11 protein-coding genes and 2 pseudogenes are annotated in these 15,133 nt (G+C 39.2%); 10 read left to right on the top strand and 3 right to left on the bottom strand.

Annotated elements, in window-relative coordinates; all coding sequences use genetic code 11:
* Positions 1 to 19 precede the first annotated feature (19 nt).
* Positions 20 to 832 carry a TdeIII family type II restriction endonuclease gene (locus IM515_RS13325; protein ID WP_045357158.1) on the top strand — a complete coding sequence of 271 codons (813 nt, stop codon included), beginning with the start codon at positions 20 to 22 and terminating at the stop codon, positions 830 to 832.
* On the opposite strand, the gene dcm is transcribed toward IM515_RS13325, so the two are convergent.
* The gene (dcm, locus tag IM515_RS13320; RefSeq protein ID WP_287628210.1) at positions 829 to 2,196 is read right to left on the bottom strand and encodes a DNA cytosine methyltransferase; all 1,368 of its coding nucleotides are present in this window, start codon (positions 2,194 to 2,196) and stop codon (positions 829 to 831) included. The genes IM515_RS13325 and dcm overlap by 4 nt on opposite strands.
* Positions 2,197 to 2,859: 663 nt before the next feature.
* Between dcm and sppA the strand changes: the two genes are divergently transcribed.
* Positions 2,860 to 4,671, top strand: a complete 1,812-nt coding sequence (gene sppA, locus IM515_RS13315) for a signal peptide peptidase SppA (RefSeq protein WP_287628192.1) — start codon at positions 2,860 to 2,862, stop codon at positions 4,669 to 4,671.
* A gap of 54 nt (positions 4,672 to 4,725) precedes the next feature.
* Positions 4,726 to 6,885: a ComEC/Rec2 family competence protein gene (locus IM515_RS13310; protein ID WP_287628209.1), complete on the top strand. Its 2,160-nt coding sequence runs from the start codon at positions 4,726 to 4,728 to the stop codon at positions 6,883 to 6,885.
* Here the strand turns inward: IM515_RS13310 and IM515_RS13305 are convergent.
* Positions 6,875 to 7,405, bottom strand: coding sequence for a universal stress protein (locus IM515_RS13305; RefSeq protein WP_287628191.1), 531 nt, complete (start codon positions 7,403 to 7,405; stop codon positions 6,875 to 6,877). The genes IM515_RS13310 and IM515_RS13305 overlap by 11 nt on opposite strands.
* 487 nt (positions 7,406 to 7,892) lie before the next feature.
* On the opposite strand from IM515_RS13305, the gene IM515_RS13300 reads away from it, so the two are divergent.
* The 3 genes from IM515_RS13300 (at position 7,893) to IM515_RS13290 (ending at position 10,034) form a co-directional block, all read left to right on the top strand.
* Positions 7,893 to 8,615 carry an acyl carrier protein gene (locus IM515_RS13300; protein ID WP_287628189.1) on the top strand — a complete coding sequence of 241 codons (723 nt, stop codon included), beginning with the start codon at positions 7,893 to 7,895 and terminating at the stop codon, positions 8,613 to 8,615.
* 85 nt (positions 8,616 to 8,700) lie between these two features.
* The gene (locus IM515_RS13295; protein ID WP_287628188.1) at positions 8,701 to 9,087 is read left to right on the top strand and encodes a hypothetical protein; all 387 of its coding nucleotides are present in this window, start codon (positions 8,701 to 8,703) and stop codon (positions 9,085 to 9,087) included.
* Positions 9,088 to 9,089: 2 nt separating this feature from the next.
* The gene (locus tag IM515_RS13290) at positions 9,090 to 10,034 is read left to right on the top strand and encodes an NAD(P)-dependent alcohol dehydrogenase (RefSeq protein ID WP_287628187.1); all 945 of its coding nucleotides are present in this window, start codon (positions 9,090 to 9,092) and stop codon (positions 10,032 to 10,034) included.
* Between the two features lie 10 nt (positions 10,035 to 10,044).
* On the opposite strand, the gene IM515_RS13285 is transcribed toward IM515_RS13290, so the two are convergent.
* The gene (locus tag IM515_RS13285) at positions 10,045 to 11,280 is read right to left on the bottom strand and encodes a bifunctional sterol desaturase/short chain dehydrogenase (RefSeq protein WP_287628186.1); all 1,236 of its coding nucleotides are present in this window, start codon (positions 11,278 to 11,280) and stop codon (positions 10,045 to 10,047) included.
* A 211-nt stretch (positions 11,281 to 11,491) separates the two neighbouring features.
* Between IM515_RS13285 and IM515_RS13280 the strand changes: the two genes are divergently transcribed.
* The 4 genes and pseudogenes from IM515_RS13280 to IM515_RS13265 all read left to right on the top strand — a co-directional run.
* Positions 11,492 to 12,919 (top strand): glycosyltransferase family 2 protein, encoded by a 1,428-nt coding sequence (locus IM515_RS13280; RefSeq protein WP_287628185.1) that lies wholly within the window; start codon positions 11,492 to 11,494, stop codon positions 12,917 to 12,919.
* A gap of 382 nt (positions 12,920 to 13,301) precedes the next feature.
* Positions 13,302 to 13,505 (top strand): annotated as a pseudogene (locus IM515_RS13275) (hypothetical protein); the annotation flags it as partial.
* Between the two features lie 76 nt (positions 13,506 to 13,581).
* Entirely contained in the window at positions 13,582 to 14,589 is a 1,008-nt protein-coding gene (locus IM515_RS13270; protein ID WP_002764859.1) for a GNAT family N-acetyltransferase, read from the top strand.
* Positions 14,590 to 14,779: 190 nt separating this feature from the next.
* Positions 14,780 to 15,067, top strand: a pseudogene (locus tag IM515_RS13265) (flagellar assembly protein H); the annotation flags it as partial.
* Positions 15,068 to 15,133: the final 66 nt, after the last annotated feature.

Genomic DNA, 15,133 nt, shown 5'->3' with positions numbered 1-15,133 from the left:
TGATTAATTGCAATTCAGTATGGATAATAACCAGTTAGTGATAGAAATTCAAAAGCTAATTAAAAACTCAATAGAAAACTATTTTAAAAAACCCAAACCTAGGAATCATCATATTTTAGATTATTTATTTCCAGAGGAGAGACAGATTAGTTCTGTGATGACTGGACTAACGACAAGCATGGGAACTACTTTCTGGGAAAAATTAGCAAACTTTTTAGCCAAAGATAATGGATTTCGTATTTTATATAAGCAGGATAAAAAACTTTTACAACCTAGTCCATTTCCTCAAGACTTAAGAAGTGAACTCGATAATTTAAAAAGTCTCAGAAAATCGAAAGAACAAAAAATATCCATGACAGAGTGCATTGAAAGACTTAGAGTAGTAGCTAAGAAAATAAATAGGAATAACCTCAATTATATCGATCCTCCTTCTGGTCATGGAGTAGATATTTATTTAATCAAAGACAACATTGAGTATGTGTTTGATTTAAAAGCTACACATCCCAATAGGGGAGATGGCTCTAGATTTAGCGACCAGTTGTTAGATTGGTATTGTTATCGGCTGTCCCGTGAACCTTTAGCAAGTATTCACACAAGAATTGTTATTCCTTTTAATCCTTTCTTACCTCAAACATGGTGGCAATCACAGGGAAATAAAATGTATCCTCTAGAGGAACATCATGATATATGGGTTGAAAATGAATTTTGGGATTTTTGTTCTGGTAAAATCAATACTTGGTCATTAATTAAAGAAGCTTTTATTGATCTTCAAAAAGATCAAGCATTTATCAACAAGTATAGACAAAAGTTTCGTAATTATCTAGATAATTAATTTGGTAAAATTATTTCTAGTAAATTTCTTGCTACTGCCTCCACCACTGGTACAGGAACAGCGTTTCCGAATTGTTTTTTGGCAATAGCTGGCTGTGGATGATAGATAAAATTATCGGGGAATCCTTGTAATTTACGCGCATCTTGGGGAGTAATTTCTCGAAACTTTTTGGGTTTATAGATTTTCTTTAAAAACAATTGTTTGTATTCTTGGGGATGAGTAGCGGTAATTGAAATAGTAGCAATATAATCTTTAGCACCCGTAGCGGTTAGGGTAGGAATAATATCGGCCGTCGGTAAAATAATCCGATAAATGCCGTTAATTCCCGTCATATTTTTCGAGTTAATAAATTCATACTTACCCTGCTGCGTTTGCCAACAAATCCCCAGAGAAACTAACTGATTTAGTTCCTCGATTTTTAGGTCGGGTATAATTTCCAAAAAAGCAGAAAAAGCCACGGGATGACCATCTTTTTCGCCATACTTTTTACTGCGTCTTAATTTCAGCAAAGCTAAACAGATACTTTTTTGTCGTTCCGTAGTTTTGATAATATCCCAAGAATGAATAGTTGTGTGGCCATTTCTTAAATCAGAAAAAATAAAAAAGTCATTTAATTCATCTTCTTTTTGAAAACGAGTTCTTGATGGAGGAACAAACCCATTAAATAAAGTATCTGCGGATAACTTAACTTTCTCGACAGGTTGAATATTCTTGATGTCTTCTAAAATATCCAAAACCTTCGGATGGATACCCAAAGGTAAGGGAAATTTAAACCGCTCATAGTTGTCTATATCTTTTCTAATTCCTACGATAAAAACTCTCTCGCGATTCTGGGGTAAACCAAAATCGTAGGCATTTAATAACTGCCAGTAAACTTGATAACCACAGCTGGTTAATTCATCGATAATTAACTCTAAATTCTCCTGATTGCGAGGACTAGCTAACCCACTGACATTCTCGAAAATAAAGCTTTTCGGTTGACTTTTCTGGACTAATTTAATCACATCAAACCAGAGTTTTCCCCGGGGGTCCTCAAATCCCCGTAAACATCCCGCCACCGACCAAGGTTGACAGGGAACGCCGCCGACAATAAGATCGAGATTATCGGGTAAATTGCTAATTTTACTCACATCTCCGAAAGCAATTTCATCGCTGTTGAGATAGCTAATAAAATTCTGTTGATAAACTTGGATGGCCTGTTTATCGATTTCTGAATAGCCTAAACAACGTCCTCCCAATTTCTCCAAAGCGATTCTAAAACCACCGATTCCCGCAAATAAATCGACAAAACGATACTGGGGATGGGTGATAACTAGATGTAGGGGTAATTGGGTTTGTGTGCTGACTTTAACTGTGGTTTTCAAGGGTAAATAATTCCTTTTCACCGTCTGGGAAGATGCCTATCTGTATTAATTATTTTAGTATAACTTAAGAGTTTTTTCTCGGTATTTTCAGCCGATAGAGGCACGACAATAATAGACCTCTAACCCACATTCCGCACTTCCAATTGTAGTAAGCTGTACTGAATTTAAACTGCGGATTGAAAATTTTAGTACAAATGCTCAAACTTCCTCTCCCTGCTCCCTTCTACCTTGCAGCCTTAACGAGCAATTTAGATAGTCAACAGCTTATGACTGGTAGCATATAAAATGAAAATAACTTAAGTATTTATACTTATGCTCTTCGGGCAGAAAAAGTGAGAAACTAAAAAAGTTCTCAAAAAATATTCAAGTCAAGAAAAATGTCAAAGATAGAAGTTAAAAATCTAGACCACTTTTGTTCTAGAGCGAAAACAATTGACAAAAATCGCCAAATATCTTTCTCTATAAGGGTTTCATCCCTCGAATCAGTTTTTACGTCAAAGCCAGCTGAACAAGATTTCTTTGACCGAATTTGGTTCTCTCGCATCCGTGTCTTAACCTGTCGGTGATTCACCAAGATGTGTCAGGTAGTCAGATAAAAAACTTGTTTCTGGGCGGAGAATCCCTACAATAGAAAACAGGATAATTAGTAGCAGATGAAAACCGATGGGACAGTTTTTTAAACAAACCTTCGCTAGTTGCTTGGGAACTTTATTGGGATTATTGGTATTTTCGTCCCTAGGTGTGGGGGGATTAGCATTTTTACTGCTTTCTTCCCTTATTTCTAGCGATAGCTCCTCAGTTAAGGAAAAATCAGTCTTAGTTTTTAACTTAGCCACCAATATCAGCGATGCTCCCCCTAGTTCAAGTTTAGCCGATAGTTTGACCAGTGAGAGTCGGACCACTTTAAATTTACGACAGGTGATAGCAGCGATCGAAAAGGCCACCCTTGATGATAATATTGTCGGTCTGTTACTCTACGGTCGCGACAATATCGGTGAATATGGCTATGCTACCCTGACGGAAGTGCGGCAAGCTTTGGCAAAATTTCGCCAATCGGGTAAAAAAATTATCGCCTACGATATGGAATGGACGGAAAAGGAATATTATCTCGCTTCCGTTGCTGAAAAGGTGATTATTAATCCCGTGGGGAGAATGGAAATTAATGGTTTAAGTAGTCAACAAACCTTTTTTGCCGATGCACTAGAAAAGTATGGTGTGGGGGTGCAAGTGGTAAAAGTGGGTTCTTTTAAGGGTGCAGTGGAACCCTATACGCGTCAGGATTTAAGTGTCCAGAATCGTCAGCAGCTGCAAACCCTACTCGATACAATTTGGTCTAACTATAGTGCCACAGTGGCCAAAAGTCGCAATTTAACCCCCCAACAGGTGCAAACTATTTCTGATACTCAAGGTATTCTGGAAGCAACCACGGCGAAAAAGGCGGGTTTTGTTGATGAAGTGGCCTATTTAGATCGAGTAATTGTTTTAGCTAAAGAGTTGACAGGAGAAGCAAAAAATAAAACTAATGAGGAGGAAAATTCTAGCTCTTTTTCGCAAATTTCTTTAGCTAATTATGCTAGTTCTCTCGATGAGGAGGAAGATAGTAGCAATCAAATAGCGATAGTTTATGCAGAAGGGACAATCGTAGAAGGTCAGGGAGATAGAGGCGAAATCGGTGGGGATAAATTGGCGAAGGAACTGCGAAAATTACAAGGGAAGGAGGAGGTGAAAGCGGTAGTTTTGCGGATTAATAGTCCGGGGGGAAGTGCCACCGCTTCTGAGGTGATTCTGCGGGAAATTAAGCGTTTAGATGCGAAAAAACCAGTAATTATTTCTATGGGTGATGTGGCAGCTTCTGGGGGTTATTGGATCGCCATGGGGGGTCAAAGAATTTTTGCCGATAATGATACAATTACTGGTTCGATCGGTGTGTTTGGATTATTGTTAAATATCCAGAAGATTGCTAATAATAATGGCATCGATTGGGATACGGTGAAAACTGGAAAATTGGCCGATATATCTACTATTACCAGACCGAAAAATCCCCAAGAATTAGAAATTTATCAAGCGGCAGTTAATCGGTTCTATGATTTATTTATCGAGACGGTAGCCAAGGGGCGAAAATTATCCCCAGACAGGGTTAGAACTGTGGCCCAAGGTCGCGTCTGGACGGGAAAAGATGCGGTTAAAATTGGTTTAGTTGATCAAATTGGTGGTCTAGAAGCGGCAGTACAATACGCAGCCAAAACAGCTAAATTAGGAGATGATTGGAGTCTTAAAGAATATCCTCGCTCGCAAAGTTGGCAAGAAGAACTCCTCTCTAATTTCTTGCAAACCTATCTTCCTCCTCTCACTAAAAATAATCACCCTTTGACGCAGGAATGGCAAAATTTTCAGCAGGAATTATTGAAGTTACCTACATTTAACGATCCCCATAGTGTTTATGCTAAGTTACTTTTTAATCTCGATTTTCGCTGATACTTAGGTAAAAATAATGCTCTCTAATTCTGAAATTCTTTGACAAAAATTTCTATGAATCGCCCTAATAGCGTTATTCTTGGTTTAGCCTATATTTTGGGATTATTATCTACAGGTCTGCTAGATTTTAGTCCCCAGTTAAACCGATGGCAAGAAGTGGTAATTAGAATTGTTATTATCAGTCTAATTACCCTGTTAACCACAACTTTTATCCGTCGTTTTTGGTGGCAAAGTCCCCCGCAAAAAATTTGGCTGATAGCGGGATTAATAGCTATCTTTGCCGTTGTTTATCTAGAAATTCGCACTCCTTACCCCAGCGCAAACGATATCAGTCATCTTTTAAAAAATAATGTGGTTAACTCTATTAAAATCACGGGCAGTATTATATCAGAAATTCGTCTCAATCGCCGAGAAAATTTACAATTTTGGTTAGAAGTAAAAGAATTTAGCCTTAAGAATTTACCGACAGAAAAATCCGAGGGTAAACTCTACGTTACTCTACCAAATCTAGCAGAAAATCAGGTTTATCCTGGACAAGAAATAACAGTTAAAGGATTACTCTATCGTCCCCGTCGTGCCAATAATCCCAATGCTTTTGACTTTGCTAATTATCTAGCGCGTCAGGGTGCTTTTGCTGGTTTAAAAGGGGAAATAATTATCGATAAAAAATCACCGACTTGGGGAGTTTGGCAGATTCGTCAGCGCATTGTTGAGGCACAAATTCAAGGACTAGGCCAAGAAAAAGGGACTTTATTAAGTTCGATTACCCTCGGACGACAAGCGGTTAATTTGCCAGCAAAAATCACTGATTTATTTATTAAAACTGGATTGGCTCACATTTTAGCAGCTTCTGGCTTTCATGTGTCTATTTTGTTGGGATTTGTTTTAACTATTACTCGCAATTTATCCCCTAAAAAACAGTTCACTATTGCCGTTACTATCTTAATAATTTACGGCACTTTAACAGGGTTACAACCTTCAGTTCTGCGGGCGATTTTGATGGGAATTGGTGCATTAATCGGTCTGCTTTATAATCGACAAGTTAATAGTTTAGGCTCCCTGTTACTAGCGGCTACAATTCTATTATTATGGCAACCTCTCTGGATTTGGGATTTAGGATTTCAGTTAAGTTTTTTAGCGACTTTGGGATTAATTATTACCGTTCCCTTACTGAAAAATAAAATTGACTATTTTCCTAATTTAATCGCTGAACCTATAGCTATTAGTCTAGCTGCCACTCTCTGGACTATGCCTTTATTAATGTTTACGTTTAACTCGATCGCTCTTTATAATATCCCCATTAATATTATCACAACTCCCCTAGTTACCCTGATTAGTTTAGGAGGAGTTTTTACTGCCTTTTTAGGCTTAATTTATCCCCCTTTGGGCAGTATCGGTGCTAGTATTCTCTATTACCCTCTAGAGTTATTACTGCAAATTACCAACTTTTTTAGTCTGCTTCCTTTTAGTACCTACTCCACAGGTAAATTATCCTTAGGAGTGATGTTAATTATTTATATTTGCCTTACCTTAATATGCTTTAATATCTGGTTTCGTCAACGGTGGCATTTAATCGGTTTATTTATCCTCACTTTAATTTTAATACCGATTATTTATCAGCATTTAACTTTAACTCAGGTGACAGTTTTAGCCACCAAATCGCAACCGGTAATCATTATTCAAAATCGAGGAAATACTCTCTTAATTAATGGGGAGGAACCCGCAACAGCACGTTATACAGTTTTACCTTTTTTGCGACAGGAGGGAATTAATCAAATACAAGGAGCAATAACCGTCAATAGTTCGGCGCAATTCTCAACTATCAGTGAGGACATACCAATCAAAAAAACTATTACTTTATCCCAGTTAGAAAAATTTAATCTCGGCGAAATTACTGGACAATTGCTCGAGAAAAATTTATTTAAATTTCAGGTAAAAAATCAATCTTGGCTCTGGATTATCAACCCGAAAAATCCCGTTAATTTATCCCAAGAATTCAGCCCCCTAGTGTTATTATGGCAGGGAAGCAATCTAGATAAACAATGGTTAGAGTCCATTCGACCTCAAACAGCGATCGCTGTCACTACCAATCTCTCCCGTAATGCCAGAAATCAACTGAGAAAGGCCCGGATTAAGACTTACTGGACTGGGAGAGATGGAGCGATTCAATGGACAGCAAAAAATGGATTTCAACCCTTTCTAATTAATGAGTGATGTGTACCACCAAAACTGAACAGGGAGCATGATGCACCACATAATTACTGACACTACCTAAGATTAACTCAGATAAACCCGATCGACCGTGACGACCAACAATAATTAAATCTATCCCCTCTTGCTGGGCAACTTGACAAATTTTCTGCCCCGGATCACCGATATAATAATCAGCCTGGGCCGTGATATTATCTTCCTTAGCTCGATCGACTAAACCGTTTAACCAAGCTTGTAATTCCGCTTGCATTTCTTCGGTGATTTGTTGTTCTAAGGCGATCATATCGGGGGGATAACCGCCACCATAACCGATCAGATTACCGTAAATAAAAGTTTCCGTGTAGGGAGTCAAAGGTTGAGACAGACTATAAACAATTCGCAACTCACTAGCGTAGGTTTTCGCTAAGAGAATAGCCGCATTCAATACCTCTGGAGTGGGATCTTGATAATCCACAGCCACGAGAATTTTATTATAGAGTTTGTTGGTATCTCGATCGACTGAGATTGTTTCCGTATTATCCATAGAATTAGCCTCCTCGATAGCAGATAACGTCAGGGTTGAAGTTAATCTTTTTTCCCACCGGCTGCCAGCAATACCCGGGGAAATAGTCAAAAATTGCTGAAAGCTGATGATCGATCGCTGATGATCCCCTACCTCTAGTGTGACATTTTTCGGATAATGTAGCTAAATCCCCAAAAAAATTAACAATTTGGGGAGACTCCGAGACGATACCCTAGGGTTGATTCAAGGTAGGGTTGATTCAAGGTAGGGTTGATTCAAGGTAGGGTTGATTCATGAATCAACCCTACCCAAACCCCGGAGCGCATTAGCTTTTCGGTGGGATGCTTACAGACAGATGCTGATACATTTGTAATCATCTAAGAGTCGCTGATAATTGCTGATTGTCGGTATTTCTGCAAATGTGAGATGCACCCCTAGATTTTTTAGAAAAGTATTTATCTTGAGATATAATACGGTTGAAATTTTTTGCAGCAGAGGCTCTAATCAAATGAATGAAGATAGCAAAAATTATGAGATGCAAATTCTGGCAATGATGATCAATCAGTATTTGGATGATATGGTATCTCTGAGTGAAGAAAAATTAAATCAGCTAGAAGCAAACCGCGATCAGATTGTTTGGGATTTAGCCACAAGAATTTACAAGGAAAGTGGTCATAAAGTAGAATTTCATATAATACGAAACTTAATTAATTCTAGAATTGAAGTTATGAGATATCAGTTATTTTTCAGTCAATCCAGTCTATTGGAATCAAGGAGAATCAATGAAGAGAAAGCTATTAAAATAGCAGAACAAAAAGCTAATGCTGTTATTAACGATAAAAAAAATGATGATACCGATAAAATAACGTCACAAGACAATGAACGAAAATTAGCAATTTTCATCAAAGTTCAAGAGATAATTAGTGATCAATTAGAGGTGGAAAAGTCTGAGATACATATTGATGATGAACTATTTTATTTACAATCTAAGGAAAACGTCGGTAGTTATAGTTCTTATAGTTGTTATAGTTCTTCTAGCTTTTATAGTTCTTATGGTTCTTGTAGTAATGGTTTATTAGTCTCAAATTGGGGAGGAGATGAACTTGATACAGTTGAATTAATCATGGCTTTAGAAGAAGAATTCGATCTTGAACTTTCAGACGAAAAATGCCAAGAATTTACAACAGTGAAAAAGCTAGTTGATTATCTTGCTGAAAATTTAGGCAAGTAACAATATTAATTTTTATCAAAATATCTCAAGTTATCAGCCAAATATAGCTATAATCCAATTAGAGCGAGTTCTAAACCAACAACTTATGATTAGTCGCTACATTGTCCCATGGCTCCCGATGATTGTAATAGGAATTAGTAACGGTATTCTCAGGGAAAGCACCTACGGAAAATATCTCGATGAACTGCGCGCTCATCAAATTTCTACCCTGACAGGAATCCTCTTTTTTAGTCTTTATATTGGCACTCTTGTCTATTTTTGGGGTCTAGAATCGTCTGGTCAAGCAATTACTATCGGTTTAATTTGGTTAGTATTAACAGTGGGTTTTGAATTTCTGTTCGGCCATTTTATTGCCGGTCACTCTTGGTCAAGATTAGGTCAAGATTATAATCTTTTAGCGGGACGAGTTTGGATTTTTGTTCTCTTGGTAATTACTTTTGCTCCCTTACTATTTTATCAACTTTTTTCTTAATTATGAAAGCTATTATCATTAATCGCTATGGCGATAGTAATGTTCTCGAATACACAGACATAAAAAAGCCAATTCCCCAAGGAAAAGAAGTCTTAATTAAGATTATGGCAGCGGGAATTAATCCGATTGATTGGAAGATTCGTCGGGGAATGCTCAAAATAGCCACAGGTAATAAATTTCCCCTGCAATTAGGTTTTGATTATGGGGGAATTATCGTTGAAAAAGGCAGTCAGGTGGAACAATTCCAGATCGGAGATGAGGTTTTTGGTTTTCTCAATCAATTACCGGGTAAAACCTATGCTGAATATGCAATCATTCCCGCTTCCCTATTAGTTAAAAAACCCCATAATCAGAGTTTTATTGAAGCTGCTGCCACTCCTTTGGCTGCTTCTACCGCTTTGCAAGTGTTGCGAGATTTTGGCAATATTCAAGCAGGAAATCGGATTTTAGTTAATGGTGCATCGGGAGGAGTGGGTAGTTTTGCTGTGCAGATAGGAAAAATTTTCTCCGCAGAAGTAGATGGAGTTTGTAGTAGTAAAAATATCGATTATGTCACCTCTTTAGGAGCAGATAAAGTTATAGATTATACCCAAGAAGATTGGAGAAAAACTGAGCAGAAATATGATATAATCTTCGATGCTGTGGCTAAGTCTTCTTTTTGGCACTGTCGTCAGCTGTTAAAACCCCAAGGCATCTATATAACCACCCTACCAAATCCCGAAATTATCCTTTTAAATTATCTCACTGCTTGGTTGCCCCAAAAAGGGAAACTGATATTTTTTGCTCAAGCACAAGCGTCTGACTGGCAATTTCTCAAAGAAGCGATCGAATCGGGTAAATTAACTGTTAGAATCGATCGCACCTATACTTTTTCCCAGGTGATAGAAGCTCATAATTATAGTGAATCGGAAAGAGTGCGAGGAAAAATAGTCTTGATCCCCGATTAAGGATAAATAGTTAGGGATTTTCCCGATTTTTTGGGGAACGAGTAAATAGTTTTAAGTAGGTAGAAACAGAAAATTCTTTAATTGGAAAGGTGATAAAAGTCAAGGGATTAATAGTAATAATAATGTTGCGGCTATCCCTTTGTACCGCCTTGATAATCTGTTGAGCCACCCAATCGGCGGACATAATACCCACAGGATTTAAATTACTCTTAAAAGGGCCAAGAATTAGCTTTCTTACCACACAGGGGGCATCTAAACGACGCAGGGTAATCATATCACCGATCGCTCGTTTACTGAGTTCGTAGAGGGGACTAAAGGCAGGATTAACCTCCGCTTCCGAGGTATTCACCCAGACTTCCTTGCGGGCAATTTCCTCGTTAGTGCGGACAGTTTTGAAGAATAATTCCATTAAACGCCAGACGGAAAAAGTATTCACTTCGTAGGCTAATTCGATCGCTTCTGGGGTTCTTTGGCCGTGGACATTAACGCCATGATTTAAAATCAGTATATCTACAGACTTAAATAGGTCCTCAAGTTGCGTTTCTTCACCGATTTGCCATTTTACGGTTTTTACAGGTACTAATTCGCCGTTAATTTCAATAGCGATCGCATTTTCCCCGGAAGTGAGCGCAATCACCTTGGCTCCTTTCAGTTGTAGGTACTTTAACAGCGATCGCCCTAAAGTTCCATTCGCTCCGGTAATGGCGATCGTTTTGCCCTTGAGAGAAAGTGCCGTCCCCATCAATTTATCCATAAAGGTGAAAGTTCCACAATAATAAGCCTTTTGGTTATCAAAATGGTGTCGCCAGTGGTAGGTACGATTAACGCGCCATTGAGCGGGTAAACTCTCAAATTGCCCCGGACGATGGGTTAAATCGGTTAATTCGTCCAGATTGGCGATACCTAAACCTCGACCGATCGCCGTACTGAGAAAAGCCAAAGTATAAAGGGAACCTAACCAACCCAACCAAGGGCGATCGAACCCCCAAGAGTAGGCCAATAGTACAGGTAAAACACTGGCAGCCAACATGACCAAGGCCTCCGGTACATCATTGTACCAGTGGGCCCGACGATAAATTTCCTCGCTCATTACCGACAGATCGGGACGAAAAACCCGATGATGCCAGACGTGCAGACGATAAAGGGGCTGCCAATGGTGGGCCAGAGCATGATAGCAATCACGCACGATCTCCACCCAAATAATTGAGCCACAAATCAGTCCGACACAGAGGAGCAGGTTTGACATAGGGGATAAATGTTAAATTTTCTCAACGAATGTAAACAAAGTAATCTTAGCCAAAAAAGCGCATTTATCGGGTAAAAAGAACCAATAGCCTGAAAAACTGGGGTTTCTTTCCCGAAAAAACTTAAGATTCCGTTAAAAATTTTAACAATTTTCGGTAAGATAAAGCAAGAAATAAGCTTCTATTTGAACAGTTACTTAACCTGAGTCGATTATGGCAGAAAATTATTGGTCGCGAGAGGATGATAACGAAGAATTAGACCCGATTGGTTCCCTCCTATCTGACTGGTCCGATCCCGAAGATGAGGAGGACGAATTTAGGAGCGAAATTTTTCAAGGCCGATCGGGACGCAGACAGAAAGCGGCTTTTAGCCTCATGGCGATCTGGACAATAATTATCGGACTTCATTGGCTGAGTTGGGGTTATTGGGCAATTATCGCCTTAACTATGGTACTATCGGGGCAAGCTTTGCGGCTGCTGTTCACGAAACCGGAAACGCCGCCAATTCCTTTATCAGATCAGGATTTAGCCTCTGTCCCCAGGGTGTCTCTCTTAGTAGCGGCCAAAAATGAAGAAACCGTAATCACGAAGCTGGTTAATTATCTCTGTCATCTAGACTATCCCCAAGATAAGTTAGAAGTTTGGATCGTCGATGACTATAGTACCGATAACACGGGGGCGATTCTCGATCGCCTTGCTTTAGAATATCCCCAATTAAAAATTCTCCATCGTCCTGCTAATGCTGGAGGTGGCAAATCCGGCGCCTTGAATCAGGTTTTATCCCTGACTAACGGGGAAATTATCGGCGTATTTGATGCGGATGCGGGATTATCCTCCGATTTACTGCGTCATGTAGTCCCAATGTTCGACGATCGAGAAGTGGGTGCGGTACAGGTGCGAAAAGCGATCGCCAATGCCGCCGAAAACTTCTGGACAAAAGGACAAGCGGTAGAAATGATCTTTGATAGCTGTTTCCAACAGCAACGGATCGCAGTGGGAGGGATCGGAGAATTGCGCGGAAATGGTCAATTTGTCCGTCGTAGTGCCTTAAATCGTTGCGGGGGTTGGAATGAACAAACGATCACCGACGATCTTGATTTAACTATTCGTCTCCATATCGATAATTGGAAAATTAATGTCTTAAATTTTCCCGCAGTAGCGGAAGAAGGGGTGACAACTGCGATCGCTTTATGGCATCAGCGCAATCGTTGGGCCGAAGGTGGTTTTCAGCGTTATCTCGACTATTGGAAAGCGATTTTAAAGTCTCCCATGCCTTGGCCGAAAAAGTTTGATTTAATTGCTTTTTTGCTCGTTCAATATATCTTACCTGCGGCCGCTATTCCCGATCTTTTAATCACAATTACCCAGCATCAAGCTCCGATTTTAACTCCTTTAACTGGTTTGGCTCTTTCCCTTTCTGTTTGGGGGATGGTGACAGGATTAATCCGAGTCAATACGGGTAAAAAATTCACTTTTGCTCTCGGTTTAGACATCCTTGCTCAAACCATTCGCGGCATGATTTATATGATGCACTGGTTTATTATTATTCCCAGTGTCAGCCTGCGGATGGCTTTGCGTCCTAAACGTTTAAAATGGGTGAAAACCGTTCATCTGGGGGAACATCTCAGTGCCGAAGTTTAATTTTCGAGGATAGACTACAAAAACTTTGGCCTTATCAGGCCGGAAATCCCCTGTCAGTCAAGGTTACAGCCTTTGGAAACCCCTTTGGGAAAAATTTCCAATTTCCTTAATCATGCTTGCTACCAATAATGTGTTAATTTAGATACAGAATTGAATTCCGTGACAGCACTGGGGTGGCGAAAAGCGCTCGCTCCAGTTTTTTTTGTGATCGGTTAGTGGAGAATTAATTTCTGGCTCTTCTGCACAGCGTTGCTAGAGCAGTTATCTTAATGGTGAGATAGGAAGTTTTTGTTTTGGGGAGTCGGTTGTCAGGAGTCAAGACCAAATCAAGTTATACTTCACTCCCAGGGAGGCAGAAAACGTAGGGTGCGTTAGGCAGCTCATGAACCAAACAACCGCCAATTATGATGAACCCTGGAAAGAAGCATTAAGTGAGTATTTTGAAGCGTTTTTATGCTTCTTCTTTCCCGAAGTTCACCAATTAATTGATTGGACAAAAATTCCCGAATCCCTAGAAAAATAACTTAAACGGATTACCGCTTCAGCTAAGACAAAAAAACGTTTCGCTGACAAACTCTGTTCAGTTATCAGCTACCAGTTACCAGTTATCATTTATCAGTGACTAATTATCTGTTGCCAAAGCAGACTTGTCAGAATATAGTATGGAAAACAAGCATAATCTTGGCAAAACTATGTATCATCAACGACTAGCTAGACCTGAAGATGCAATAGCGATCGCTCCTCTTTGGCGAGATTTTGCTCAAAGGCGATCGGAAGCTGATCCCTCGATCAATCTGAAACCTGATTTTGACTATGAAGGATATGTGGGGTATCAGCTTAAAAAACCTCTATCTTTCGGTTTTGTCTTGGAATATGAGCAGCAAATCGTCGGGTTTCTCTTTACTTATGTTTATGATGAGACCCCACCTCCCCAGATTTCTGCTTTGGAAATGTGGGAAAATCCTTTCATTCCCCGTCGTGTGGGTGCAGTTTTGGGGATGTATGTTAAAGAAAAGCACCGCAAACCGGACACGATTAATTTGTTGATTAAAGCGGCGATTGCTAAAGCGGAAGAACTAAAGGTTAGCGATATTGACTTATTAATCAGTATAGATCAACAAGGGATTCAGGTATTATTAGAACGCTTGGGCTTTGTTAAAGCAGCGATTCAATATACAAAACATTTTAACATATCGGAGAAGAATTTACCGAATTTACACCCGGCTCATTTAAGGCTAATAGAAAAGGAAGTTATACCGACTGGAACAATTGTTTTAAGGGATGTAAAAACTCAAGAAATTGTCAAGAATTCTCAAGGAAAACCAATTTTTTTAGAGCCAGTTAGGGATGCAGCAGGAAAGGCTTTGACGAGTTCGATGGGTTTACCGATTTATCCTCTCCCTTTACGAGATCCGAATACTCATAATTTCGTCTTTGATGAGGCAGAAAATCTCATCTTATGTCCTATCTTACAAGAGCTAGGGGGTGAGGTAGTAGAATTTGGAGGAATCCCTCAATTTTGTCCACCTGTTTATGAACAAATAGATGGGAAATTATGCTTAAAGCAAGATAGTAATGGCAATTATGTTTTTGCAGAAGTAGAACGGGATGAGTCGGGGAAAATTAGGCGATTACCAGAAGGAAAACCACTCTTTAAATCCACCAATTAATCTTTAAACTCTCTAGAAAACGGGTTTCTTGAAGAAACCCGTTTTCTGTGGGTTTTTTTGCGGGAAGCATCCCCCTCTTTTCGTAGGTTAAGGGGGTGAGGTCATAACAATATGTTGCCAAAACCGACTTTTCAGAATATAATAGAGAAGAGTAGTCATTCATCCCTCAGATTAGTTAAGATGACATTACATGACTAATAATATTGACCATGACCGCTTATTTAAAGAGTTAATCTCCACCTTTTTTGTCGAATTTATCGAGTTATTTTTTCCTCAATTGATGGATTATTTAGATAGAAACTCGATTACTTTTTTAGACAAAGAAGTATTTACCGATGTCACGGAAGGAGAAAGATATGAAAGCGATTTAGTCGCACAGGTTAAGTTTCGAGGAAAAGAATCTTGGCTCTTCGGGACTTGGTATGGTTCGATAGGGGAGCATAAATCGACTCAATCCTTATCTGGCAAAAGATTTAATTGATTAGTTCGCTTCAGATCGCAAACAATTGACAAAAATTGCGGCAATGTCTGTCTCTATAAAGGT

The sequence above is a fragment of the Microcystis sp. M44BS1 genome (genome assembly GCF_020244875.1).
GTDB classification, from domain to species: domain Bacteria; phylum Cyanobacteriota; class Cyanobacteriia; order Cyanobacteriales; family Microcystaceae; genus Microcystis; species Microcystis panniformis.
The sequence above is the reverse complement of the archived record's forward strand: the minus strand, read 5'-3'. Positions and strand labels throughout refer to the sequence as shown.